Origin of the sequence: Nocardia sp. alder85J (assembly GCF_020176955.2) — a bacterium.
In the GTDB taxonomy this organism is placed as follows: Bacteria; Actinomycetota; Actinomycetes; order Mycobacteriales; family Mycobacteriaceae; genus Nocardia.
On the sequence record NZ_JAIUCZ020000003.1, the window covers coordinates 926,915 to 951,591 of the forward strand.

At 71.1% G+C, this 24,677-nt stretch carries 19 protein-coding genes; 10 read left to right on the forward strand and 9 right to left on the reverse strand.

Features of this window, described 5'->3' with window-relative positions; all coding sequences use genetic code 11:
• Positions 1-104 precede the first annotated feature (104 nt).
• Complete coding sequence (locus LBW94_RS15410) at positions 105-1,709, forward strand: DUF2207 family protein (protein WP_225060014.1); 1,605 nt, start codon at positions 105-107, stop codon at positions 1,707-1,709.
• A gap of 100 nt (positions 1,710-1,809) precedes the next feature.
• On the opposite strand, the gene LBW94_RS15415 is transcribed toward LBW94_RS15410, so the two are convergent.
• Positions 1,810-2,373 carry a TetR/AcrR family transcriptional regulator gene (locus tag LBW94_RS15415; protein WP_225060013.1) on the reverse strand — a complete coding sequence of 188 codons (564 nt, stop codon included), beginning with the start codon at positions 2,371-2,373 and terminating at the stop codon, positions 1,810-1,812.
• 132 nt (positions 2,374-2,505) lie between these two features.
• Here LBW94_RS15415 and LBW94_RS15420 point away from each other — a divergent pair, with 132 nt between their 5' ends.
• Positions 2,506-3,618, forward strand: coding sequence for an FAD-dependent monooxygenase (locus LBW94_RS15420; RefSeq protein ID WP_225060012.1), 1,113 nt, complete (start codon positions 2,506-2,508; stop codon positions 3,616-3,618).
• 2 nt (positions 3,619-3,620) lie between these two features.
• Here the strand turns inward: LBW94_RS15420 and LBW94_RS15425 are convergent, their stop codons facing one another.
• Positions 3,621-4,892, reverse strand: a complete 1,272-nt coding sequence (locus LBW94_RS15425) for an ROK family transcriptional regulator (protein ID WP_225060011.1) — start codon at positions 4,890-4,892, stop codon at positions 3,621-3,623.
• A gap of 772 nt (positions 4,893-5,664) precedes the next feature.
• Between LBW94_RS15425 and LBW94_RS15430 the strand changes: the two genes are divergently transcribed.
• The 6 genes from LBW94_RS15430 to LBW94_RS15455 all read left to right on the forward strand — a co-directional run bounded on the left by LBW94_RS15430 (position 5,665) and on the right by LBW94_RS15455 (position 12,894).
• A complete protein-coding gene (locus tag LBW94_RS15430; protein ID WP_225060051.1) occupies positions 5,665-6,420 on the forward strand; it encodes a GntR family transcriptional regulator in 756 nt (251 codons plus the stop codon).
• Entirely contained in the window at positions 6,417-6,644 is a 228-nt protein-coding gene (locus LBW94_RS15435) for a 4Fe-4S dicluster domain-containing protein (protein WP_215915242.1), read from the forward strand. The genes LBW94_RS15430 and LBW94_RS15435 overlap by 4 nt, the downstream gene beginning before the upstream one ends.
• Positions 6,645-6,745: 101 nt before the next feature.
• Entirely contained in the window at positions 6,746-8,176 is a 1,431-nt protein-coding gene (locus LBW94_RS15440) for an ABC transporter substrate-binding protein (protein WP_225060010.1), read from the forward strand.
• A gap of 175 nt (positions 8,177-8,351) precedes the next feature.
• Complete coding sequence (locus LBW94_RS15445; protein ID WP_225060009.1) at positions 8,352-9,227, forward strand: ABC transporter permease; 876 nt, start codon at positions 8,352-8,354, stop codon at positions 9,225-9,227.
• Between the two features lie 179 nt (positions 9,228-9,406).
• Positions 9,407-10,150, forward strand: coding sequence for an ABC transporter ATP-binding protein (locus LBW94_RS15450; protein ID WP_225060008.1), 744 nt, complete (start codon positions 9,407-9,409; stop codon positions 10,148-10,150).
• A 17-nt stretch (positions 10,151-10,167) separates the two neighbouring features.
• On the forward strand, positions 10,168-12,894 hold the full coding sequence (locus LBW94_RS15455; protein WP_225060007.1) for a fumarate reductase/succinate dehydrogenase flavoprotein subunit: 2,727 nt from the start codon (positions 10,168-10,170) through the stop codon (positions 12,892-12,894).
• 153 nt (positions 12,895-13,047) lie between these two features.
• Here the strand turns inward: LBW94_RS15455 and LBW94_RS15460 are convergent, their stop codons facing one another.
• The gene (locus LBW94_RS15460; RefSeq protein WP_225060006.1) at positions 13,048-14,898 is read right to left on the reverse strand and encodes an ArnT family glycosyltransferase; all 1,851 of its coding nucleotides are present in this window, start codon (positions 14,896-14,898) and stop codon (positions 13,048-13,050) included.
• Positions 14,899-15,033: 135 nt separating this feature from the next.
• On the opposite strand from LBW94_RS15460, the gene LBW94_RS15465 reads away from it, so the two are divergent.
• Both LBW94_RS15465 and LBW94_RS15470 read left to right on the forward strand, forming a co-directional pair.
• Positions 15,034-15,399, forward strand: a complete 366-nt coding sequence (locus LBW94_RS15465; RefSeq protein ID WP_225060005.1) for a glyoxalase — start codon at positions 15,034-15,036, stop codon at positions 15,397-15,399.
• Between the two features lie 177 nt (positions 15,400-15,576).
• Positions 15,577-17,469 carry an ABC transporter ATP-binding protein/permease gene (locus tag LBW94_RS15470; protein WP_225060004.1) on the forward strand — a complete coding sequence of 631 codons (1,893 nt, stop codon included), beginning with the start codon at positions 15,577-15,579 and terminating at the stop codon, positions 17,467-17,469.
• On the opposite strand, the gene LBW94_RS15475 is transcribed toward LBW94_RS15470, so the two are convergent.
• The 6 genes from LBW94_RS15475 to LBW94_RS15500 are packed head-to-tail and all read right to left on the reverse strand — an operon-like array spanning position 17,466 to position 24,670.
• Positions 17,466-18,623, reverse strand: a complete 1,158-nt coding sequence (locus LBW94_RS15475; RefSeq protein ID WP_225060003.1) for an LLM class flavin-dependent oxidoreductase — start codon at positions 18,621-18,623, stop codon at positions 17,466-17,468. The two genes, LBW94_RS15470 and LBW94_RS15475, sit on opposite strands and share 4 nt — an antisense overlap.
• On the reverse strand, positions 18,620-19,981 hold the full coding sequence (locus LBW94_RS15480; protein WP_225060002.1) for an NtaA/DmoA family FMN-dependent monooxygenase: 1,362 nt from the start codon (positions 19,979-19,981) through the stop codon (positions 18,620-18,622). The genes LBW94_RS15475 and LBW94_RS15480 overlap by 4 nt, the downstream gene beginning before the upstream one ends.
• Before the next feature lie 8 nt (positions 19,982-19,989).
• On the reverse strand, positions 19,990-21,066 hold the full coding sequence (locus tag LBW94_RS15485; protein WP_225060001.1) for an LLM class flavin-dependent oxidoreductase: 1,077 nt from the start codon (positions 21,064-21,066) through the stop codon (positions 19,990-19,992).
• Positions 21,066-22,781: a dipeptide ABC transporter ATP-binding protein gene (locus tag LBW94_RS15490; protein ID WP_225060000.1), complete on the reverse strand. Its 1,716-nt coding sequence runs from the start codon at positions 22,779-22,781 to the stop codon at positions 21,066-21,068. The genes LBW94_RS15485 and LBW94_RS15490 overlap by 1 nt, the downstream gene beginning before the upstream one ends.
• Complete coding sequence (locus LBW94_RS15495; RefSeq protein WP_225059999.1) at positions 22,778-23,686, reverse strand: ABC transporter permease; 909 nt, start codon at positions 23,684-23,686, stop codon at positions 22,778-22,780. The genes LBW94_RS15490 and LBW94_RS15495 overlap by 4 nt, the downstream gene beginning before the upstream one ends.
• 27 nt (positions 23,687-23,713) lie before the next feature.
• Positions 23,714-24,670 carry an ABC transporter permease gene (locus tag LBW94_RS15500; protein ID WP_225059998.1) on the reverse strand — a complete coding sequence of 319 codons (957 nt, stop codon included), beginning with the start codon at positions 24,668-24,670 and terminating at the stop codon, positions 23,714-23,716.
• Positions 24,671-24,677: the final 7 nt, after the last annotated feature.

Here is a 24,677-nt window from a genome sequence, read left to right on the forward strand (position 1 = left end):
GTGGTTGACTCACTCCCCCGCGCCCCCGTTCAAACTGGTACTTCCCCGGCTGGTGCTTCGACAGCCGATGACGAACCATACCAAGCTGTCTAAGATCTGGCCTCATGCTTATCTCTCGGGGGGGCGCCCTGGGCGCTCTATGGCTGGTCGCCGCGGGCATGTTCGCCGCCGGCCCGGCTGCGCAGGCGCAGGATCCGGCCGACGGCGTGACGATCGCGGCGGACATCAAACTCACCGACGACGGATTGCTGCAGGTCGCGGAGAAGGTGCAGGTGCCACCCGGCGGACAGTTCCACATGGTGCTGCCGCTGCGAGTGGCCTTCGGGGACAGCGGGGAACGCCGTTTCAGCGTCACCGATATCGGGTCCACCGGCGCGGGCAAGGCCACGCTGGCCGGTGACCTGTTCACCGTCGACGCGCAGCCCGGCGACTCGTCGTTCACCTACACCGTGCACAACACCGTCAACGACGCACAGGGCAGCCAGGTCTTCCGATGGACCGGCGTGCTCAACACCGACGTGGCCTCGATCACCGCCTCGGTGATCAGCCCCAGTTTCCGAATGGGCATCGCGGACTGCAAGATCGGCCCCGCCGGGCAGCAGCAGCCGTGCGCCGACGTCCGGGTCGAACCCGACGGCGTGCTGACGCTGAACAAGGAGGGGCTGCGCAAGGGCGACATCATCGACCTGAGCATGCAGCTGCCGCCGGGCACGGTGGCCCCCAACGCGGATATCCACGACGGCAACGACTCCAGCGCGTTCTCCTTCGGCACTCCCGTCCTCGTCGCCTTCGGCGCCCTGGTGCTGGCGCTGCTGGCCGCGGCGGGTTTCGTGCTGTGGTCGCGGCGCCAGGACGCCGCCGCGCTGGGCGCGCACGAAGCGCTGGATCCGGTGCAGCACAAGGACGATCGCGCCGAGTTCGTCTCGCCGGACGGGGTGCTGCCGGGCGCAGCCGGACTACTGCTGGACGCCTCGCCGGATGCCACCGACCTGGCCGCCACCGTGGTCGACCTGGCGGTGCGGCGCTACCTGTGGATCACCCCGATCAGCGATTCCGACTGGCGGATCAACCGGGTGAACGCCGCCGACGATCAGCTGCGCGACTACGAGCGCGAGGTGTACCGGGCGCTGCTGCCCGACGGCACGGACTCGGTGCAGGTCTCGGAGCTGCGCGGGCGGGTCGCCGCCACTTCGGCGCGCTCCGCGCTGCTGGCCGACGCCGCGGCGAACGGCACTCTCACCGCCCCCCACCGCCGCGGGCCGTCCTTCTGGCTCGGCGTCGTTCTGCTGGTGGTGGGCGTCGCCGCAACCATCGGCCTGGCAATCGCGGGCCGCTACGCCCTGGTCGGGGTCGCGGTGGCGCTGGGCGGGGTCGCGGCCCTGTTCCTCCCGCGCTATCTGCCGCGCCGCACCGCGACCGGCCGCGCCCTGGCGGGCCGGATCCGCGCCCTGCAACGCGGCTTGGACAACGTGCAGCCCGACCGCATCCCCCCGGCCGACCGCGAACTGGTCTTCTCCCGCGCCCTCCCGTTCACGATCATCGGCGGCCGTGTCGACAACTGGATCCGCACCTTCCGCGACCTGGACCCGACCGCCGACCGCGACCCCGGCCTGTACTGGTTCGGCGGCTTCGACCGCGACCGCAACCTGCACCGCTTCGCCGGCCACTTCCCGTACTTCATCACCGCCCTGGAGGGCTTGTTCGCCTAGCGCGCGCTGTGGGCCCGTCAGCGGTTCGTGGGCCGGTCACGTCCGTCGCCCGACACTCGGCCGCAACCCGACTCCGCTCCGCACCCGAAGGCACAACCGCCTACCCGGCCCTCATCCCGTTCAAGGCAATGGTCATCACCCGCTGGACAGTCTCGGCGTACGACTGCTCCGGAAGTACATAAACCTGAATCGTCATCAGACTCGCCACGTCATCGGCGGTGACCTCCGGCCGGAGGTCGCCGTCCGCGTGCGCCTGCTCGGTGAGGGCGACGATCAGATTCGCGATCCGTGCACGCGGCGCAGCGAGCGTCGCGTCATTGCGGATGTCGCCGTGCAGACCGGGTTCCAGCGCCGACGCCATGGCCCCCAGCCGTAGTTCGGCACATTCGCGCAGAATCCGGCACAGGGTGGGCCATGCCCCCGCCTCCTCCCGCTGTGCGGTGGCGGCCAGATCCGCCAGTCCCGTCAGGTAGGCGTGCGCCGCCGCGCTGATCAGGGCCGCACGATCCGGGAACCGGCGGTACAGCGTGCCGACGCCCACCCCGGCCTGATCGGCGATGGTCTTCATCGGAACGTCGACCCCGTGTTCGCGGAAGATGAGCTGGGCCGCGGCCAGGATCTGGTCGCGATTGCTGCGCGCGTCGGCCCGCAGTCGGTCGGCCATCGGCACACCTCTCGAACTCGTCGGCTTCCGCTCCGGGAAATGGTACGAGAACTATGTGGACGAAATTCTTCCGCTTACGTATCGTAGAGCAGTAGCGGACGAATTTCGTCCACTTGAGTAGAGGAGGCTGAGATGGGCGCGAACGTGCTGATCTCCGGGGCCGGGGTGGCCGGTTCGACGCTGGCCTACTGGCTGGCCCGGCACGGCTATCGGGTCACCGTCACCGAGCGGGCCGCCGGGCTTCGTTCCAGCGGTAATCCGGTCGATGTGAAGGGGGCCGCCGTGGAGGTGGCCGAGCGGATGGGCGTGATGCCGCAACTGCGCGCGGCAGCCTCGCACCCGGCGCGGCTGGTGTTCGCCGACGACACCGGGCGCATCCGGTCGTCGGTGGGTATGCGGTCGTTCCAGAGCGGGGGCGGTGATCGGGAGGTGGAGGTTTCCCGATCCGTGCTGGCCGCCACGTTGCTGGCCGCCGGCGCCGACACCGCCGAGATCCGCTGGGGCGACAGCATCACCGCGCTCACCCCGGCCGGGGCCGGGGTGGACGTCACCTTCGAACAGGGGGCGCCCGAGCATTTCGACCTGGTGGTCGGGGCCGACGGCGTGCATTCGACCGTTCGGCGGCTGGCCTTCGGCCCGGAGACGGAGTTCACCCGCAATCTCGGCATGTACGTGGCGACGCTGCCGGTGGATCGGCCGTTCGGCGCGCCCGACGAGATCGTCGTGTACAACCGGCCGGGCGCGGCGCTGTCCGTCCACCCGGGCGCGGGACAACCGGTGGCCGCCTTCATGTTCCGGCACACACCGGTGCCGGATCTCGACTACCGCGACGTCGAGCGGCAGCGCGCGATGATCACGGCGGCCTACGACGGCCGGCTGGGCGTCTTCGCGCCGTACCTCGACGCGGTCCGCTCGGCCCCGGACGTGTACTTCGACGCGGTGACGCGAGTAGTGTTGCCGCACTGGAGTTCCGGCCGCATCACCCTGGTCGGCGACGCGGCCTCGAGCCTGTCCCTGTTCGGCGACGGTTCCACGCTCGCGATCTGCGGCGCGTACACGCTCGCCGAGGAACTCGCCGCCACCCCCGCCGACATCGCCGGGGCACTGACCCGCTACGAGCGGCGGCACCGGAAGCTGGTGCGGCCCCGGCAACGTGGCTTCCACACCGCGGGCATGTTGCTCGTACCCAAGACGCGAACCGGTATCGCGGTGCGCGACAACGCGGTTCGCGTCCTGAGCCGATGAGTTCAGCGGGGAGTGCGGGTGGCGCGGCGCATCGCCGACAGCGGGTCGGCGTAGAACACGCTCAGCGACGTCACCGCCGCGGCGTGCTCCTGCACCCGGCCGCCGAACCGGCTGATCCGCAGGTCGGCCGGCGGCAGCGTGGTGCTCTGCGCGAAAGCCCTTGCCACCCGGTCGATTCCGGGACGGTAACCGGTGAAGGCCTGACCGCCCAGCACGACCCGATCCGGGTTGAACATGTCCCGGATCAGCGCGGCCGCGCGGCCGAGGATCTCGGCACGCTCCAGCAGCAGCTCACGGGCCGGCTCGGACCCGGAGTCGGCCGCCCGGTACAGGTCGGCGATCACCGGGCGGCGCGGCGCCTCGCGCTTGGGCACGATGCCCGCCCGCACGGCCCGGCCCAGCACCGCGGCCTCGCCGACGGTGGCCTCCAAGCAGCCGCGCCGGCCGCACCGGCATTCGATGTCCGAACCGGTGGGCAGATGCGCGATCGACCCGGGACCGCTGCTCGGCGTGTGCACGCGGTCGTGCAGCGTGACCGCGACACCCGCCGTCTCACGGGCGTAGATGTAGAGGCTGCTGTCCGGATGGGTGCGCGGCTCCTCGCCGGCGGCCAGCAGCAATTCGGCGGCGGCCATGGCCTCCACGTGCGCGGCCACCGACACCGGCAGATCCAGCACGCTGCCGAAGACGGCGCCGACCGGGGCGGCATGCCAGTCCAGGCGGGGATGATCGACCACTCCGGCGGCCGCGTCGACCCGGCCGGCCAGCGCCACACCGCTCCACAGCGGGCGGCGGCGGGGTAAGCGGTCCAGGAATGCCTTGGCACTGCGGGCGATGATGGTGAGCGCGGCCTCCTGACCGGCCTGCGGGGTGGCGATCTCCAGCCCGCCGAGGATCCGGCCGGACAGGTCGGCGGCGATCATCCGAGTGACGTTGGCGCCGATGTGCACACCGAGGGTGGCGTACGAATCGGTGTCGACCTCGAACGGCACCCGCGGTCGGCCGACCGCGCCGGAGGCGGTGAGATCGGCGCGTTCTCGCAGTAGCCCGGCCGAAAGCAGAGCCGCCACTTGACGATTGACGGTGGCGATACTCAAACCGGTTGCCTGCGCGGCGGTATCGCGGAAGATCGGGCCACGGGTGGCGGCCCGGAGCACTGCGGCGGCCGGGTTGTCGGCGATGCGCAGCTCGGGGGGTACGGCGGGTCGGGCAGGCGCGGTCCGGGTGGCGGACAGGGCGGAAGAAGACGATCGCTCGAGGGTGGGGCTCGTCATGAGGCGGCATCCTTGTTGAGGTCCCCGCGGCGAGGGGACGGGTCGAACACAGCAACAAGGCAGCGAGAAGGGCCCGAGAAGGTCTTACCGGGGACGAAGAGCGGTTCTCAGCTGCGCGGCCGGGAACAACACAGTTCCCGCTGCCGCGGCAGCCGTACACCGAGCGCAACGGTCACGTAGGTGACTCGCGCGGCGTTCGGGTGGCTGGGAGACATGTTTCAAAATGTAACATCCCATGTCTCGAAGACGCCAGACCGGCTGGTCTGCATCCATTCCGATCACCGTGAACATAACTTTTCCGCGCCTCGCGCCGGTGGCGCAATAGCCCGGATTCCGCGCATCGAGCCAGGCCCGCGCCACCGGGCCGGCGGCGGAATCCGCCACGCCCGCACCGGCGTCCGCCGCGGCCGGCGCGGACCGGGCCCACCTCTCGGTACAGTGACGAAACAGCAGGTCACGGGCATGAGGGAGGTACGAGATGACATCGCGATCGGTGCCGTCGCAGGACCCCGGCCCGGGTGCCGGGGCGAGCGGCGAGACCCCGGCACCGTCGCCGCCGAGCACCCGCGGCGACGGCTCCGACAGCGATCGTGCGCAGGATCACCGGCTGCGGTCCGTCGGCAACACCGGGTCCGGCGGCGCCGATCGCACGAGCGGTAGCTCGGGCCGCACGAGCGGTAGCTCCAGCGGCACAGACGGTAGCTCCGGCAGCACGAGCGGTAGTGCCGACAGCACGATTCGCACCGGCAGTGGTTCCGAACGAGCGGTCCGAATCTCCGGGGGCGACCGCATCCGGCGCGCGGATCGGGCCCGGCAGGTCGCCGACATCCTGCGCCAGCAGATCCACACCGGAACCTTCGAGCACGCGCTGCCGACCGAGGCCGATCTCGCCGCGGAATTCGCGGTCTCGCGCAACACCGTGCGGGACGCACTGGCCCTGCTCAAGGACGAACGGCTCATCGAGCGCGCTCCCAAGGTCGGTACCCATGTGGCGCAACGCAAATACGATCACGGCCTGGACACCCTGCGCGGTCTGAAGGAGACGCTGCGCGGGCACGGCGAGGTCCGCAACGAGGTGCGGGTGGCCCGGCGGGTCGACCCGCCGCCCGCGGTGGCCCGCCGGCTGCGGTTGGAGCCGGGCGAACAGGCGGTCTACCTGGAGCGGCTGCGCTACCTCGGCGATCTGCCGCTGAGCCTGGACCTCACCTACCTCGCGCCGGACATCGGCGCGGCGGTGCTGACCCACGACCTCGAGACCAACGACATCTTCGCCCTCATCGAGGAGATCAGCGGCGGACCGCTCGGATCCGCCGATCTGGCCCTGGAGGCGATCACCGCCGACGCCCACTCGGCGGCGACCTTGCAGATGCCCGAGGGCGGCGCACTACTGCTGCTCGAACGGCTCACCCGGCTCGACGACGGCCGGCCGGTGGATCTGGAGTACATCCGGATGCGCGGCGACCGTATCACCATGCGCGGCAGCCTGTTCCGGCCCGCCGACGCCAGCGATTGGAGGCTGATCCGATGACCCTGGTCAACCAGCGCGCCGACGTCCCGGTGACCATCGACGAATCCCTGTGTATCCAGGGCTGCACCCTGTGCGTGGAGATCTGCCCGCTGGACTCGCTGGCGATCAACCCCGACAACGGCAAGGCCTACATGCACGTCGACGAGTGCTGGTACTGCGGCCCGTGCGCGGCCCGCTGTCCCACCGGCGCGGTCACCGTGAACATGCCGTATCTGCTGCGCTGAACCGTTCCGCGCGCCGAATCCACCGGCCCACTGCGGCCCGGATCCACCTCGCACGATCCCCTTTCGCGCCGCCCGTCACCGCGACTCCCGCAAGGAACCCCATGAAGTACCGTCATGCCCGCGTCACCGCGGCGGCCGCGACCCTGGCCCTGGCCGTCGCCGGTTGCTCGCTCGACAGCACGTCCGGTTCCGGCGACACCGTGAATGTCGTCGTCGGTTACCAGTCCAAGACCATCAACACCGTCACCGCCGGAACCCTGTTGAAGGCGAAGGGTTTTCTGGAACAGCGGCTGAACCGGCTCAGCGCCGGCGGCGGCCCGAAGTACAAGGTGCAGTGGCAGGACTACGACACCGGTGCCCCGATCACCGCTCAGATGGTCGCGGAGAAGATCGATATCGGCTCGATGGGCGATTATCCGCTGCTCATCAACGGTTCCCGTACCCAGGCGGCCGAGCGGTCCCGCACCGAATTCGTCTCGGTCACCGGGTATCAGCCGCGCGGCTCGCTGAACATGATCGTGGTGAACCAGGATTCGACGGCGCAATCGGTGCACGATCTGAGCGGCAAGAAGGTCTCGTCGAGCGTCGGCTCGGCCGGCGACGGACTGTTGCGGCAGGCGTTGAGCCGCACCGGAATCGACCCCAAATCCGGTGTCGAGGTGCTGAATCAGCAGCCACAGGTCGGGGCCACCGCGCTGGAATCCGGTCAGGTGCAGGCTCTGTCGCAGTTCGTGGCGTGGCCCGGGCTGCTGGTCTATCAGAACAAGGCGAAGCTGCTGTACGACGGCGCGGAACTGAACGTGCCCACCTTCCACGGCGTGGTGGCCCGCCGCGACTACGCGACACAGCATCCGGAGGTGCTCGACGCCTTCCTGCAAGCGCAGCTCGACGCCACCGACTTCCTGCACCAGCGCCCGCTGGAGGCCGCGCAGCTGGTCGCGGACGGCTCGGGCCTGCCGCCGGAGGTGGTGTACCTCTACAACGGCCCGGGCGGCACCTCGTTCGACGCCCCGCTCAAGCCGCAACTTATCCAGGCGTTCAAAGGCGATGTGCCGTACCTGAAGTCGATCGGCGACTTCGCCGATCTGGATATCGACGGCTTCGTGAACGACGCACCGCTGCGCAAGGCGTTCGCCGAACGCGGCGCGAATTACGATGCCGCGGTGGCGAATTTCGCCAATCCGGCGCCGATCACCGGCACCGATCCGGTGGCGAACCGCCCGGTGGCCGATCCCGCCCTCGCCGGTGAGATCTGGCTCGACGGCCAGGACACGGCGACACCCGCCGCCGATCCGACCAGCCTGCTGCGTGCGATGAAACTGGCTCGCGCCCAAGGCAAGAAGGTGCGCGCCGCCTACGTGCCGGATGCCGAACTCGGCACCCGCTGGTTCGCCGACAAGGCGCTGTGGGTGCGCGCGGGCGACACCTACCTGCCGTTCACCACGCCCGCGGCGGTACAGCGCTATCTCACCACCCACCCCGGCGGCGTGCCGGTCTCCTACGAACAGGCCGTCGGCGAGGTGCGGTCGTGAGCGCGGCAGCAACCGGACCGCGAAGTTCCGCGTTGCCGCCGGTGGTCCGGCAGGTGGGGCGCCCGGGCCGTCCGCGCCTCGTGCCGGTCTGGGCCGAGGTGCGGCGCACCCGGCCGAGCCGGTCGTCCGCGAGCAGGTGGCGGCCGACGAGGTCCGCGGCGCAGGAGGTTCGGTGATGAGCGTCGACACGCTTCCGAATGTCCCGGCCGCCACGACCACAGCCGATCCCGAGACGCGGCCGGCCGGGGCCACGGGGCCGGCTCGCGGCGGCCGGGTGTGGCGATCGCGGGTGATCCGCGTGGTATCGGTCCTGCTGGCCGTGCTCGGCTGGCAGTTGCTGACCGCCGGCCATGTTCGGGTCTGGGTGCGGTTCGACACGCTGCCGACGGTGACGCAGATCCTGCGGGCGCTGTCGCGGCAGCTGGGGACCGACACCTACTGGCTGGATCTGGCGCAGTCGCTGATCCGCATCCTGAGCGGGTTCGGGCTGGCCGGAATACTCGGTGTGGCAACGGGAATCGCGCTCGCGCGGTCACCGCTGCTCTCGGATGTGCTGGGGCCGTTGACCGAACTGCTGCGCCCGGTGCCGGCGATCGCGATCGTGCCGGTGGCGATCCTGCTGTTTCCCACCGACGAGGCCGGGATCGTCTTCATCACCTTCCTGGCGGCCTTCTTCCCGATCATGGTCAGCACCCGGCACGCGGTGCGCGCCCTGCCGACGATCTGGGAGGACTCGATCCGCACCCAGGGCGGCGGCCGCTGGGACGTGCTGCTGCGGGTGGTGCTGCCGGGCAGTCTGCCCGGGGTGTTCGGCGGCCTCTCGGTGGGGATGGGGGTGTCCTGGATCTGCGTGATCTCGGCGGAGATGATCTCCGGGCGGCTCGGCGTGGGCTACCGCACCTGGACCGCCTACACGGTCGTGGACTATCCGGGGGTATTCGTCGGCATCATCACCATCGGCGTGCTGGGCCTGGGGACTTCGGCCGTCGTCGAGCTGGTCGGCCGCCGCGTCACACGCTGGCTGCCGCGGGCCGAGGAGGCGGCGGCATGAGCGGTTCGGTACCGGAGAAGGCAACGTCGTGCCCTGACGACGGCCCGGGGCTCAGGCCCGATGGATACGGCACGCGCGGGCGAGAATCGGAGACGGTGGTGGAGCACGACGGCTCGGACACATCGGCCGTCTCCCGGCAGCACGGCACGAGCGGGCGGCCTGAAACCGGAAGCGCCGGAATGGGTTTACGGCTCGACCGCGTCGAGCTGGCCTACGCCGATGCGGCCGTGGTCGCCGACTTCACCCTGGACATCCGGCTCGGCGAGATCCTGGTGCTGGCAGGCCCTTCCGGATGCGGTAAATCGACGGTGCTGCGCGGGCTGGCCGGGCTGCTGCGGCCGCGGTCCGGGCGCATCCTCGCCGACGGCGAGCTGGTCACCGGGCCGGATCGGGATCGGGCGATGGTGTTCCAGGACGACGCGCTGCTGCCGTGGCGCACCGTGCGGGCCAATATCGAACTGGCGCTGCGGTTGCGGGGCACACCGCGGGCCGGTCGCCGCGAGCGCGCCGACCGGTGGATCGAGGAGGTCGGGCTCACCGGCTTCGGCGATCATCTGCCCAAGCGGTTGTCCGGTGGAATGCGGCAGCGGGTGCAGCTGGCCCGTGGCCTGGCCGGGACGCCGCGCGCGGTGCTGATGGACGAGCCCTTCGGCGCCCTGGATTCGCGCACCCGCGCGACCATGCAACGGCTGCTGATCGACACCTGGCACACCCACCCGACCACCGTCGTGTTCGTGACCCACGACGTCGACGAGGCCCTGCTGCTCGGCGACCGGATCGTGGTACTCGGCCGGGCCGGGCAGCCGCCGCGTGCGCTGCTGGAGGTGCCGCGCCCGCGTGCAGCCGGCGCCGACCGCACCGCGCTGCGCGCCGAAATTCTTGCCGCACTGGATCATTCCGACGACATCGCTGCGATGTCCTGACCTCCGTGGAGCGCCCCATGCAGATTCCGGACCCGGCCGACACCACCCGCCTCGACTGCGACGTGCTGGTGATCGGCGGCGGCACCGCCGGCACCATGGCCGCCCTGACCGCCGCCGAACAGGGCGCGAACGTGCTGCTGCTGGAAAAGGCGCACGTGCGGCACTCCGGCGCCCTGGCGATGGGGATGGACGGGGTGAACAACGCCGTGGTGCCCGGCAAGGCCGAGCCCGAGGAGTACGTCGCCGAGATCACCCGCGCCAACGACGGTATCGTCAACCAGCGCACCGTCTATCAGACGGCGACCCGCGGCTTCGCGATGGTGCAGCGGCTGGAGCGCTACGGGGTGAAGTTCGAGAAGGACGCCTACGGTGAGTACGCGGTGCGCCGGGTGCACCGCTCCGGGTCGTACGTGCTGCCGATGCCGGAGGGCAAGGACGTCAAGAAGGCGCTGTATCGCGTACTGCGGCAACGGAAGATGCGCGAGCGGATCCGCATCGAGAACCGGCTGATGCCGGTGCGGGTGCTGACCTCGGCCGGCCGGGCCGTCGGCGCGGCCGCATTGCACACGCGCACCGGCGAATTCGTCGCCGTCGGCGCCAAGGCGGTGATCCTGGCGACCGGCGCCTGCGGCCGGCTCGGGCTGCCCGCCTCCGGATATCTGTACGGCACCTACGAGAATCCGACCAACGCGGGTGACGGGTACGCCATGGCCTATCACGCCGGGGCGGAGCTGTCCGGCATCGAATGCTTCCAGATCAATCCGCTGATCAAGGATTACAACGGCCCGGCCTGCGCCTATGTCGCCAATCCGTTCGGCGGCTATCAGGTGAACGCGCTCGGGGAGCGGTTCGTCGACTCCGACTACTGGTCCGGGCAGATGATGGCGGAGGTGAAGCGGGAGATCGAATCCGCGCGCGGGCCCATCTATCTGAAGGTGTCGCACCTGCCGCACGAAACCCTCGAATCCCTCGAGGGCATCCTGCACACCACCGAGCGGCCCACCCGCGGCACCTTCCACGCCAATCGCGGGCACGACTACCGCACCCACGACATCGAGATGCACATCTCCGAGATCGGTTTGTGCAGTGGGCATTCCGCCTCGGGGGTGTGGGTGGACGAGCATGCCCGCACCACCGTCCCCGGCCTGTACGCGGCGGGTGATCTGGCGTGCGTACCGCACAACTACATGATCGGCGCCTTCGTCTACGGCGATCTGGCCGGGGCGCACGCCGCCGGCACATTGGCGGAAGTGGCCGTCCCCGAGGAACTTCCGGCGGATCAGCTGGCCGCCGCCCACGAACTCGTCTACCGGCCGCTACTACATCCCGACGGCCCGCCGCAGCCGCAGGTGGAGTTCAAGCTCCGCCGCTTCGTGAACGACTATGTGGCGCCGCCGAAGACGTCGACGAAGCTGTCGCTGGCGGTCGAGACCTTCGAGCGGATGCGGACCGAGATCGCCGATATGGGCGCCACCACCCCGCACGAGCTGATGCGCTGCGCCGAGGTCACCTTCATCCGCGACTGCGCCGAAATGGCGGCCCGCTCGTCGCTGACCCGCACCGAATCCCGCTGGGGCCTCTACCACGAACGTTCCGACCTGCCCGAACGCGACGACACGGAATGGCGCTACCACCTGAACCTCCGCAAGGCCGCCGGCGGCCGGATGGAGTTCCTGAAGCGCCCGGTCGCACCGTATCTGGTGCCGGTCCCCGAATTCGCCGACGTCCCGACGGCGGCCACCGACCCGATCCCGGTCCGCCAGCCGGACCCGGTCACCGGCCCGCCCCGCACCGGCGCCACCACCCCCGCACCCACCCGAAACACGTACCGCCCCAGTGCCGAGCCGGATGACGAGGCCGCACCCCGCATCGCCGAACTGCTGCGACTGGACGCTCCCACGGTCGCCGACCTCGCCGCCTACCTCGACGACCCGCAGCCGCGGGTGCGCGCGACCGCCCTGTCGGTCCTCACCGAGAACACCCCGGACGGATTCGCCGACCCCCTGGTGACCGCGCTCGGCGACCCCGACTCGCGGGTGCGCGCGGCCGCCGTCGCGGGCCTGCGCGAACTGGTGGAGATCCTGCCCGGCACCGTCACCGCCGCGCACCCCGCCGACCGGGCCGCTCTCCCCGCCCACACCACCTCCCCCGACCCGCTGGTCCGCGCCGCCGTCGTCGACCTGCTGCGCGTCCTGCACGCCGGCACCGCCGAGCAATTCGCGAAGGCGGTCCACGACGACGATCACCGGGTCCGCGTCGAAGGCGTCCACGCCTTGGTATCGCTGGACGACTGGGCCGCACTGGAATTCGCGGCCCACGACGAGAACCGCGAGGTCCGCATCGCCGCCGCCCGCGGCCTGGCCACGATCGGCCGCGGCGGCGCGGACACCCTCCGCACCCTGACCACCGACCCCGACCCGCTGGTCCGAGCCGCCGCCCTGTCGGCCCTGGCCGCACTCGGCAACAGCACCGACACTCCCATTCTGGCTGCTGCCCTGCATGATTCGGCCTGGCAGATTCGCGAAGGCGCGGCCCGCGGCCACGCCGCCCTCGACCCCGACACGGCCACCGCACCCCTGCACACCGCCCTGACCGACCCGCACCCCGACGTCCGCAAGGCCGCCGTCCTCACCCTCGCCACCTGGCCCACCCACCCCGCCGCCCGCACGGCCCTGGAATCGGCCCACGACGACACCGACGCCGATGTCCGCGCCTACGCCCGCCGCGCCCTGACCCACCCCTGAACCACCGCCCCCAAGAGCAACCATCCGATCACAACCGGCCCAGCCGCCACTGAAAGTGCCACGCGGGCAGACGCATCGGCGCGAGCACGACCCGGCGGCAGCACGACTCGGCGGCCAGTGTCCTGGGCAACCGGCCGCCGCCCCGTCATCGGCTCACGGGTGGGCGCACATGTACGCGCTGACCGAGTTCTCGTCACCGGGGAGGCGTCCGCAGTGCTGCTGGATCCAGTGGATCCGGGGGTCGTCGGAGGGGGTGATCAGGGCGAAGCCGATGTCGCCGTGGGCGACCAGGCGGGCCAGGTCGGCGGTGGTGAGGGCCTGGGCCATGCCGGTGAAGCCGCCGACGGGCGGGACCTCCGCGCCGGTGCTGTAGATGAACGGGGCGGCGATGATCGAGGTGTAGGCGACGGCCGGGATGTGGGCGGCGGGGAAGGTCTTGTGGGCCGAGGCGACCAGTTTCGGGCCGCTGTCGATCGCGTCCCGGACGACGTCGTGGGTGACGTGGGCCTGCGCCGCCGGTTCGAAGGGGGTATCCAGTGCGCTGTACCCGTCCGCGACCACCGAAGCGGCGGCCACGGCGGGACCGGCGAGGACGGCCGCCGCCAGCAGTACCGCCGCTGCCACGCCGCGCAGGCCCACGGCGAGCAGGCAGGCCAGCAGGGCGGCGGCGGTGGCCGTCCAGCGCACCGCGGCGGGGGCGGGTTGCAGCAGCCACCAGCCGTACGCGACGGTGGCGAGCGCGGCGAGCACCGCGCCGACGCGCCACGCGGATTCCGAGCGGCGGGCGAATTCTACTGTGCCCCAGCCGATCAGCGCGGCAACCGGCGGAGTGAGCACCGCCAGGTAGTACGGGTTGACCGTGCCGACGACCAGGAACACCGCCAGATACACCAGCAGCCAGCCGCCCCACAGGATCAGGGCGGCCCGCTGCGGCACGGCGGTGACCGGATCGGGCGCGGTGGCGGACCGGGCGCGCCGCCGGAGCAGTACGGCGAGCACGACCAGGATCAGCAGCGCCAGCGGGATCAGCCAGCCGGTCTCGCGGCCCCCCGCGCCGGTGAGGACGTGGCCGAGCCGGTCGTCGGGGCCGAGTACCAGTGCGGTCCGGTAGCTCGCGCCGCCGGGGCTCATCGGCAGGTTGGCCGCGCCGACGCTGAAACCGCTGTCGGTGCGGGCCGCCCCGTTGTAGACGAAGACCTGATCGAACAGCGAATCATGGGTGCTGCCGTCCACATACGGGCGATGCCGGGCCGGAATCAGGCTCACCACGGTCATCCAGCTCAGTGAGACCACCAGCGTGCCGGCCCCGAATCCGGCGATCGCGGCCACCCGCCGCAGCGGTCGCACCCCGATCCGGGACACCAGGTAGGCCAGTGCGAGCACCGGCACGATCAGCCAGGCCTGGATCATCTTCGCCTGGAAGGCCAGGCCCACGAAAAGTCCGGCGTACCAGAGATTCCGGGGGTCGTTGCGCTCGATCGCGGCCAGGGTGCGGTCGACCGCGAGCACCAGCAGCAGGATCAGCAGGGTGTCGGAGATGTTGCCGCGGTCCAGCGCCACCGTGACCGGCGCGGCGGCCGTCACCACCGCGGCGAGCAGCCCGGCCGCCGGTCCGGCCGTGCGCCGCACCACGCGGTACAGCACGAGAACGGTGAGCACGCCCTCGATCACCTGCGGCAGCGCCAGCGCCCACACGTGCACGCCGAACAGCCGCACCGACAACGCCTGCAACCAGAACGCGCCGGGCAGCTTGTCCAGGCTGATCAGGCCGTCGGGATCGAAGGCGGCGAAGAAGAAGTCGTGCCAGGACGAGGCCATCGAGCGGACGGCCGCCGCGTAGTAGACGTGCGGGACCAGCCGGGTGATGCCCCACGCATAGCTCACCGCCGCGACCGTGGCCACGAGCAGCAGCGCCGGACGCGCCCACCGGGGCTGATCGTCGGGAGAGCGCCAGAACTGCCACCTGATGCCGCCGGTGGCCCGCGGTGTTGCGAGTGCGGTCACCCGATCCACTATCGAAACCATCTCCGGGCCGGTCAATCGAAATACCGTCGAATCAACCTGCTGGACAGCCGATTTCCACCCCTCGGCCCAGCGCGTCTCCACCCCCGGGTGGAGACGGCGACTACCCTGGCGGACATGCTGCATCACGTGCAGGTCGGCTGCCCGCCGGGCGGGGAGGACGACGAGCGCGCCTTCTACACCGGCGTGCTCGGCTGGGCGGAACTGCCGAAGCCACCACTGCTCGCCGCGCGTGGCGGATGCTGGTTCCGCATTCCCGGACGCGGTGGACCGGACAGTGAACTGCACGTCGGGATCGAGGCCGATTTCCGGCCCGCCCGCAAGGCTCATCCGGCGTTCGTGGTGGACGCCGATGCCACCGCCGCCGCGCTGAGCGCCGCGGGCAGTCCTGTCACCTGGGCCGATCCGGCGGAGATCCCCGGGCGACGGCGCTTCCACTCCGAGGACGGCGTGGGCAACCGGCTGGAATTCATCGACGGCTGACCCGACGCGGCTCCCCGGGTCGGCGACGGCAACCGGCGGACGTTCGCCGGCGACCGCCCCGTCCACCCCGAACGGACATCCCCGCGTGCCACATCCGACGAGAGTGAGCGCGCAGCAACTACTGTGACTCCTCGCGGCGCCGCATGCCGGTGGCGTGGCCCACCTGTCCCACCTGCTGTGACCGACCGTGCCCGCGAAGGACCGGAGACCACGCTGACCGAGTCGCTGGATTGGGGTGCCGAACCGATCGAGTCGGTGCGGTGGCTGGCGATCGTCTTCGTCATCTCGATGACGGCCAGCTGCGTGGTGGGCCTGCTGACCCTGCGGCTGACGGAGTGGGGCAGGCATTTCGAGCACGTCACCGGCGCCTTCTTCCGCGGCCGGACCGGGCTGCGGACCCTCGCGTACGCGGCCGTGCTGGTGCTGGTCGCGGTGGCCGAGGTGAAGGTACAGGTGCTGACGTCCTATCAGGGCAACGACATGTTCTCCGCCTTGCAGTACGCCGCCTCGGCGATCGGTCGCAACGACACGGTGGCGTTGCACGACGCGGAGCGGCGGTTCCGCCATTCGCTGGTGATCTTCGCGGTGCTGGCCGTGCTGGACGTGGGGCGGGCCCAGCTGAACTACTACCTCGGCCAGCTGTTCGAGATCCGTTGGCGCCGTTGGCTGACCGATCGGATGGCCGCCGACTGGATCGACGACCGGGTGTACTACCGCGGCCGCTTCCTCGACAATCCGACCGACAACCCCGATCAGCGCATCCAGCAGGACGTCGGCGACATGATCGCGATGGCCCGCTCGCTGGCGCTCGGCGCGTTGACGGCGGTGGTGTCGGTGGCGTCCTTCGCCTGGATCCTGTGGCGGTTGTCCGGCTCGCTGAACATCGGCGGGATGGAAGTGCCACGGGCCATGGTGTTCCTGGTCCTCTGCTATGTGCTGCTGGCGAGCCTGGTGGCGTTCCGGATCGGCCGGCCGCTGATCCGCCTCGGCTTCCGCTATCAGGCGGTGACCGCGCATTTCCGCTATTCGCTGGTCCGGCTGCGGGAGAACGCCGAGTCGATCGCGTTCTACCGGGGCGAGGCCGCCGAGGAGCAGGGCCTGCACGCGCGTTTCGACGAGGTGCTGCGGGTGTACCGGAGTCTGGTGAACCGCACCACCCAGCTGATCGGCTGGAATCAGACCGCCACCGAGGGCGCGGTGGTGGTGCCGTGGTTGTTGCAGGCGCCGCGATTCTTCGACGGCCGGCTGACCCTCGGCGACGTGCAGCAGACCGGTTCGGCGTTCGGGCAGATCCAGGACGCGCTGTCCTACTTCCGCAACAACTACACCACTTTCGCGGCCTTCCGGGCCACGCTGGCCCGGTTGAACGGCCTGCTCGACGACGATGCGCGGACCCGGCTGCTGCCACGGATCACCACCGGCGGCCAGCCACGGGCGGCGGTGGATCTGGTCGACGTCAACCTGTCCCGGCCCGACGGCACCCGGCTGGTGGCGGGACTGAATCTGCGGCTGACCGCCGGTGACGCGGTGGTGGTCACCGGGCCCTCCGGCTGCGGGAAGACGACGCTGCTGCGCGCGCTCGCCGACATGTGGCCCTATGTCGACGGAACCATCCGGCGGCCCGCGGACGGCCGGGTGGTGTTCTCCCCGCAGCTGCCGTATCTGCCGCTGGGGCCCCTGCACGCCGCGGTCACCTATCCCGGCCTGCCCGGTTGCCTGTCGGAGGCGACGCTGGCCGACGCGCTCACCCGGGTACAACTCCAGGATCTGGTGCCTCGGATGAACGAGGACGCCAACTGGGCGATGGTGCTGTCACCGGGCGAACAGCAGCGCCTCGCCTTCGCCCGGCTGCTGCTGATCGCCCCGGAGGTGGTGTTCCTGGACGAGGCGACCTCCGCGGTGGACCCCGAGACGGAGACCGTCCTCTACTCCCGGCTGCGCGCCGACCTGCCGGATCTGGTGCTGGTCAGCGTGGCGCACCGGGAGTCGGTGGTGCGGATGCACACCGCCCGGCTGGAGCTCACCGGAGCCGGCGAATGGCGATACTCCCCGGTCGCCGCGACCGGCTAGGCAGCGCCGGTGGTGACCACGCTGCCGGTGTCCGCACCGGTCAGCCCCCATTCCCGGGCCAGCAGCCGATGCGAGTTCAGCCGATCCTCGTGGCCGAAGGTGACGCTGGTGATCACGATCTCGTCGGCGCCGGTCAGTTCCTGTAGTGCGGTCAGCCGCGCCGCGACCTGCGCCGGGGCGCCGACGAACTGGGTGACGAGACGATCGTCCACCAGTTGCCGCTGCGCCTCGGTGAGCGGACCGGCGGTGGCCGGATCCTGATAGGCGGCGGCGCCGGCGCCGCTGCGGATGCTGTACACCCAGTGCCCGTAGCTGGCGGCCAGCCGCCGCGCGGTCTGTTCGTCCTCGGCCACCACCACATCCGCGGAGACCACCAGATACGGTTTCGGCAGCCGCGCCGAGGGCCGGAACGAATCGCGATATGCGGCAACGGTTTCCAGGATGGTCCCGGGCGAGACGTGATAGTTCGCGGCGAACGGCAGGCCCAGTTCGCCGGCCAGCTTCGCGCTCTCGCCGCCGCTGGAACCGAACAGCCACAACTCGATATCGGCGTGCTCACCCGGAACCGCGTGCAGCGCAACGCCGTCCGGAGTCACATAGCTGCCGTTCAGCAGCGCCCGGATCTCGCCCACCTGCCGGGTGTACTCGATCGGCGCGGCGCCGGGCAGTTGCAGCGCCTGCTGACCGGCCAGCAGCCGGGTCGGATCGCCGAGCTGACCGGGGGTGAACGGCGGCGGGATCACCACGCCGTCGCGCACCTCGGTCGGCCGCTGCGGCGCGGGCGGCGGGGCGCCCTCCGAACGCAGTTGTGCCCCACGGTGTCCGGAGCGGCCCAGGCCGAGATCCAGCCGACCCGGATGCAGCGCGTCGATGGTGCCGAACGCCTCCACCACCGCGGCGGAGGTGTGGTGTCCCAGCTGCACCGCCGCCGACCCCACCCGGATGGTCTCGGTGGCGGCGGCGACCAGGCCGATCAGGGTGATGGTGGCCGAGCTGGCGACCTGCACGAAATGGTGCTCGGCCAGCCAGAATCGGCGATACCCCCAGGTCTCGGCGTGCCGGGCCAGGTCGAGGGTGTTGCGGATGGCCTGTTGCGGGGTGGATCCGGCGCTCACCGGCGACAGATCCAGGATCGACAGGGGGATACCGGTCATGATGCGCGTACTCCTTCGCGGGTCCGGTGGGGATGGGGCAGGCCCAGGTGGTCGCGCAGGGTCGTGCCGGTGTATTCGGTGCGGAAACTGCCGCGATCCTGGAGCTCGGGGACCACCTTCGCGACGAATTCGTCGAGACCACCGGGCGTCAGGTGCGGGACCAGGATGAAACCGTCGCAGGCGTCGGCCTGCACGTATCGATCGATCTCCGCGGCGACCTCGGCGGGGGTGCCCACGAACTGCTGCCGCGAGGTGACCGCGATGATCAGCTCGCGGATGCTCAGCCCCTCGGCCGCCGCCCGCTCCCGCCAGCTCTCGGCGACCGCGCGCGGATCCTTGGCGTGCCGGACCCGGCCGCGGGTGATGTTCACGTTGTCGGCCGGTTCCACCTCGGGCAGCGGGCCGTCCGGGTCGTAACCGGAAAGGTCACGGCCCCAGACCTGTTCGAGGAAGGCGAGCGCCGTCTGCGGGCCGACCTGTTGCCGCCGGATGTACCGGGCGCGCTCCCGCGCGTCGGCGTGGGTGTCGCCGAGCACGTAGGTGGCGGCGGGCAGGATCAGCAGTTCGTCCCGGGTGCGGCCGTACTTCGCCAGTCGCCCTTTGACATCGGTGTAGAACCGCTGCCCGTCCTCCAGTTCGCCGTGCATGCTGAAGATCGCATCGGCCTTGGCGGCGGCGAATTCCCGGCCCTCGGCCGAATCACCGGCCTGGAGCAGCACCGGATAACCCTGCGGACTGCGCGGCAGGACGAACCGGCCCTCGATGTCGAACTGGTCGCCGTGAATGTGCACCTCGGCCGGTGGCACGGTGAAGATGCCGCGTTCCCGGTCGACGATCGGCGGTCCGGGCCAGCTGTCCCACAGGGTCCGGGTGGCGTCGACCACCTCCGCGGCGCGGGTGTAGCGCTTCGCGTGCTCCAGATAGCCACCGCGGCGGAAGTTCTCGCCGGTGAAGGCGTCCGAGGAGGTGACCGCGTTCCAGGCGGCCCGGCCGCCGGAGAGATGGTCGAGCGTGCCGAACTGCTTGGCCAGTTCGAAGGGTTCGTTGAAGGTGGTGTTGATGGTCCCGGCCAGTCCGAGCCGGGTGGTCACGCCCGCCAGCGCGTTCAGCACCGTCAGGGTGTCCGGCCGGCCCACCACGTCCAGATCGTGGATCTGCCCGCGGTGTTCGCGTAATCGCAGCCCCTCGGCGAGGAAGAAGAAGTCGAACAGACCGCGCTCGGCGGTGCGGGCCAGGTGCACGAACGATTCGAAGTCGATCTGGCTGCCCGAGTCCGGATCCCGCCAGACGGTGGTGTTGTTGACGCCCGGGAAGTGTGCGGCGAGATGAACCTGTTTGCGTACCTGTGTATCCGGCATCTCTGTCCTCAGGCGGTCGGGGCGTAGCGGTTGGCCGGACGCGGCAGTCCGAGCCGATCCCGCAGGCGGGGAGCCAGTTTCGGCAGCACGGCCGCGAAGGGGGCCACCGCGAGCGGGCGCAATACCACGCCGTCGCCCGCGCCGGTGCCGTGGACGCGCGCCAGCAGCGCGCGCAGCGTCTCCGGACTTCCGATGTGCCGCAGCGTCACCGGGTCCGGAGTGGGAGTCCACACCTCCAGTTGCGCCACGTCGACCGCCGCGTTCTCCTCGGTGCTCGCGATGTGCACATCCACGTCGAGCAGCACCGAGACCAGATCCGGATCGCGACCGGCGGCGGCGACCGCGGCCCGCACCTCGGCCCTGGCCTGCGCGGCGGCCGCGAGATCGGCGGCGGCGACCCGGATCACGTCGGCGCGCCGCGCGGCCACCGCCGTGCTGTGCGGGTCGGCGGCGCGGATCACCACGATCGGCCGGCCCTGCGGCGGTCGCGGCGTGATCGAGGGGCCCTTCACCGAGAAGTGCTCGCCCACATGGTCGATGTAGTGCAGTTTCGCCCGGTCGACGAAGCGGCCGGTGGCGGCGTCGCGGATCTCGGCGTCGTCCTCCCAGCTGTCCCACAACCGGGTCACCACCTCGACGGCCTCGTCGGCCTCCGCCCACAGCGACGCCTCGTCCTGTTCGGCCTTGCGCCCGAACAGCGCCGACTGGCCCCGCGACACCGTCACCTCCCAGCCGGCCCGGCCGAGCGTCGCGAAATCGAGGCTGGCGATCGCCTTCGACACATGGAACGGTTCGGTGTGGGTGACCGGAGCCTGTGGCACCAACCCGATCCGGTGCGTCGCGGGCGCGGTGCGCGCGGCGACGCCCACCGCCTCCAGCCGCCCGAGCGCCCCGGCCGGCTGCAAGGCGAACGAGTCCGGCAGGAAGACGAGATCGAGCCCGTGGCGGTCGGCGGCGGCGATCGCGTCCAGCCAGTAGCCACCGGTGAACAACTCCTCGGCCCGGGAATCCGGGCGCCGCCAGGAAGCCGGATGCGTTCCGGTGCCGGACAGTTCCACGCCCAGTAGCAAACTCCTGCGTGTCATCAAGCGGTCCTTTCGACGGGAGCGCGCCGCCCGCCCGAGGTCCCCGCCGCACCCGGGACCGCGGCCAGCAGCTCCCGGGTGTACTCGTGCGTGGGCGCGCTGAAGATGTCTGCGGTGCTGGCGGTTTCGACGATGCGGCCGTCACGCATCACCGCCACCCGATCGGCGATGCGCCGCACCACGGCGAGGTCGTGGGTGATGAACAGGTAGCTGGAACGCAATTCGGCTTGCAGATTCTCCAGCAGGGTGAGGATCTGCGCCTGCACCGAGACGTCCAGCGCGGACACCGGCTCGTCGAGCACCACCAGGTCCGGACGCAGCGACAGGGCTCGCGCGATCGCGACCCGCTGCCGCTGGCCGCCGGACAGTTCGGCCGGTCGCCGGGCGGCGTAGGCGGCCGGCAGTTCGACCTGGTCGAGCAGTTCGGCGGCGCGGTGGCGGCGTCCGGCGCGGCCGTGCGGGGTGAGGCCGCGCCACCCGCGCGACTCGGGATCGAAGGCCCGCAGCGGCTCGGTCACGATGGCCTCGACGGTCAGCTTCGGATTCAGTGCGGCATAAGGGTTCTGGTAGACCACCTGGATCCGCTGCCGCAGCGCGCGCAGCCGGCTGCCGGACAGCGCGCCCAGATCGAGGCCGTCGAAGATGATACCGCCCGCGTCCGGTTGTTCCAGCCGGGCCAGGATGCGCGCGGTGGTGGTCTTGCCGGAGCCCGATTCGCCCACCACGGCCAGGGTTTCGCCGCGATCGAGATGCAGGGAGACGTCGTCGACGGCGGTGAGGGTCTCGCCGTGGCCGAGGTGGAAGGTCTTGCGCAGGCCGGTGGCGGCCAGCAGCGGGACCGGCGCCGCCGGGCGGGCGGACCGGGTGGCGGTGTCCAGGCTGGGCGCCGCGGCCAGCAGGCGCCGCGTGTACTCGTGCTGCGGATTATCGAGAATGCTTGCGGTGGAGCCGGTTTCGACGATCTCACCGTTGCGCATCACCGCGATCCGGTCGGCCCGATCCGCCGCCACTCCCAGATCGTGGGTGATCAGCAGCAGGGCCGCACCGGATTCGGCGGCGCGCACCGCGAGATGGTCCAGGATGCGTTTCTGCACGGTGACGTCCAGCGCGCTGGTCGGCTCGTCCGCGATCACCAGTTGCGGCCCGCAGGCCAGCGCGATGCCGATCAGCACCCGCTGCCGCTGGCCGCCGGACAGATCCTGCGGATACTGCCGGGCCCGCAACTCCGGACGGTCCAGGCCCGCGGTCCCGAGGATCTCCACCGCCTGCACCCAGGCGTCGCGGCGGGTGGCGCGGCCGTGGATGCGCAGCGCCTCGGCGACCTGATCGCCGATGCGCAGCACCGGATTCAGCGAGGTGCCCGGATCCTGCGGTACCAGACCGATACGGGCGCCGCGGATCTGCCGCAGCAGCCGTGGCCCGGCGTCGTCGATGCGCTCACCGTCGAAGAGGATCCGGCCGCCGGTGACGGCGCCGTCGCCCAGCCGGATCACGGCATTGGCGAGAGTGGACTTCCCGGAACCGGATTCGCCGACGAGTGCGACGGTCTCGCCGCGCGCGACCGTCAGCGAGACGCCGGTGACGGCCGGGCCGGAACCGGGGTATTCGACCCGGAGGTCCTCGATGCGCAGGAGCGGATGCGCCCAGGCACCCGATCCACTCTGCGCGGTGGACCCGTCCGCAGCCCGTTGCCCGGCATCGTGATTCGCGCTCATCGGGTGCCGTCCCGCCCCAGGGCACGGCCGATCCGCTGCGCCGCGAGCACCACCGCGATGATCACCAGGCCCGGCAGCGTGGTCATCCACCAGGCGGTGGCGAGGAAGTTGCGGCCGTCGGCGATCAGCGAACCCCACTCCGGGGTAGGCGGTTTCGCGCCGTAGCCCAGGAAGCTCAGCGACGACACCGCCAGCACGGCGACGCCGAAGTCGACCGCGGCCAGCGCCACCACCGGCGCGTACGCATTGCGCAGCACGTGCCGCACCAGCACCACCGGGCGGCGCACCCCGGCGGCGATCGCCGCCTCCACATAGGGCGCGCGGCGCACCCGCAGCACCTCCGACCGCATCACGCGGGCGAACTGCGCCATCATCACCAGACCCACCGCCAGCGCCACGTTCCGGCTGCCGACACCCAGCACGGTCACCAGGACCAGCGCGCTCAGCAACTCCGGAACCGCCAGCAGCACATCGACGCCGCGCATGATCACCGTGTCCACCACACCGCCGAATCCGCCCGCGACCAGCCCGATCAGGCTGCCCCCGGCCAGCCCGATACCGACCGCGATCAGGGTGGCGGTCACCGAGATACCGGCGGCGTGCACCACCCGGGTGTAGAGGTCGCGGCCGAGGTTGTCGGTGCCGAGCCAGTGCTGCGGGCCGGGCCCACGCAGCTTCTCGGCCGGTACGCCGGTGAGCGGGTCGCGGCCGGCGAACCAGCCGGGCACGACCGCCCACCCGACGACGACGGCCAGCACCAGCACTGACACCGCGACCGCGAGGTGCTCCCGCAGCACCCCCACGATCCGGCGCGGACCGGGCACCGCGAGCCCCCGCGGCGCCACCGGTTCGGCGCGCGGCGCCGGCGGCGACTGGGCGCGGTCCGCGGTCAGGGAGTCGGTCATGACCGCCCCTCCCTGCGCGACAGCTGATTACGCATGAACGGTGCCCTTCCGCCGGAAATGCTGTGCCACTCGGGGATCCAGCACCGGATAGATCACGTCGACGACCAGGTTCACCACCACGAAGACCGTCGCGGTGAACACGACGATGCCCTGCACCACCGGGATGTCCTCGTTCATCACCGCGGTCTGGGTGAGCCGGCCCAGGCCCGCCCGGGAGAACACGGTCTCGACGACGACCGATCCGGCCAGCACGGTGCCGACCCACACCCCGGCGACGGTCAGCGCCGGCGCGAGCGCCGGTCGCAGTACGTGCCGCACCTGCACCCACCAGCGCGAGGCGCCCTTGGCGAAGGCCACGTCGACGAACGGCTGCCGCCAAGTCTGCGCCAGGCTGGTGTACAGCACCTGGGCGATGACCGCGCCGACCGGGACGGCCAGGGTGATCGCGGGCAGGATCGTGCCCTGCACCCCGCTGCCGCCGAAGGCCGGCACCAGCCGCAACCGGAACGAGAACAGTTGCAGCAGCAGCAATCCCACCCAGAAGGTGGGGGCGGAGGCGCCGATCGGCGGCAGTGCGATCAGCAGGCCGCGCAGCCGGGGCCGTTCGGTGTACGCGGCGGTCAGCGCCAGCGTCGTGCCGAAGATCAGCGCCAGCACCAGCGCGGTCACCGCCAGCACCAGCGTGGTCGGCACCGCGTCGGTGATGGCGTCGAGCACGTGCTGCCCGTTGGTCAGCGAGCGGCCGAGATCACCGTGCAGCGCGTGGTCGAGTGCGGTGAGGTACTGCCGCCAGACCGGCTTGTCCAGTCCGTAGCGGGCGCGCAGTTCGGCGACCGCCGCGGGGTCCAGCGGCACGCCGGGATTACTGGCCGCCAGCGTGATCGGATCCCCGGGCAGCAGGTACAGCACGATGAACGAACCGGTGAACGCCGCCCACAGCACCGCGACGGACTGCGCCACCCGCCATGTCACGTACCGGATCATCAGCGCA

Coding starts and splice junctions, on each gene's coding strand:
- LBW94_RS15410 (WP_225060014.1), top strand. CDS start 105: ATGCTTATCTCTCGGGGGGGCGCCCTGGGCGCTCTATGGCTGGTCGCC.
- LBW94_RS15415 (WP_225060013.1), bottom strand. CDS start 2,373: ATGGCCGACCGACTGCGGGCCGACGCGCGCAGCAATCGCGACCAGATC.
- LBW94_RS15420 (WP_225060012.1), top strand. CDS start 2,506: ATGGGCGCGAACGTGCTGATCTCCGGGGCCGGGGTGGCCGGTTCGACG.
- LBW94_RS15425 (WP_225060011.1), bottom strand. CDS start 4,892: ATGACGAGCCCCACCCTCGAGCGATCGTCTTCTTCCGCCCTGTCCGCC.
- LBW94_RS15435 (WP_215915242.1), top strand. CDS start 6,417: ATGACCCTGGTCAACCAGCGCGCCGACGTCCCGGTGACCATCGACGAA.
- LBW94_RS15440 (WP_225060010.1), top strand. CDS start 6,746: ATGAAGTACCGTCATGCCCGCGTCACCGCGGCGGCCGCGACCCTGGCC.
- LBW94_RS15445 (WP_225060009.1), top strand. CDS start 8,352: ATGAGCGTCGACACGCTTCCGAATGTCCCGGCCGCCACGACCACAGCC.
- LBW94_RS15450 (WP_225060008.1), top strand. CDS start 9,407: ATGGGTTTACGGCTCGACCGCGTCGAGCTGGCCTACGCCGATGCGGCC.
- LBW94_RS15455 (WP_225060007.1), top strand. CDS start 10,168: ATGCAGATTCCGGACCCGGCCGACACCACCCGCCTCGACTGCGACGTG.
- LBW94_RS15465 (WP_225060005.1), top strand. CDS start 15,034: ATGCTGCATCACGTGCAGGTCGGCTGCCCGCCGGGCGGGGAGGACGAC.
- LBW94_RS15475 (WP_225060003.1), bottom strand. CDS start 18,623: ATGACCGGTATCCCCCTGTCGATCCTGGATCTGTCGCCGGTGAGCGCC.
- LBW94_RS15480 (WP_225060002.1), bottom strand. CDS start 19,981: ATGCCGGATACACAGGTACGCAAACAGGTTCATCTCGCCGCACACTTC.
- LBW94_RS15485 (WP_225060001.1), bottom strand. CDS start 21,066: ATGACACGCAGGAGTTTGCTACTGGGCGTGGAACTGTCCGGCACCGGA.
- LBW94_RS15490 (WP_225060000.1), bottom strand. CDS start 22,781: ATGAGCGCGAATCACGATGCCGGGCAACGGGCTGCGGACGGGTCCACC.
- LBW94_RS15495 (WP_225059999.1), bottom strand. CDS start 23,686: ATGACCGACTCCCTGACCGCGGACCGCGCCCAGTCGCCGCCGGCGCCG.
- LBW94_RS15500 (WP_225059998.1), bottom strand. CDS start 24,670: ATGATCCGGTACGTGACATGGCGGGTGGCGCAGTCCGTCGCGGTGCTG.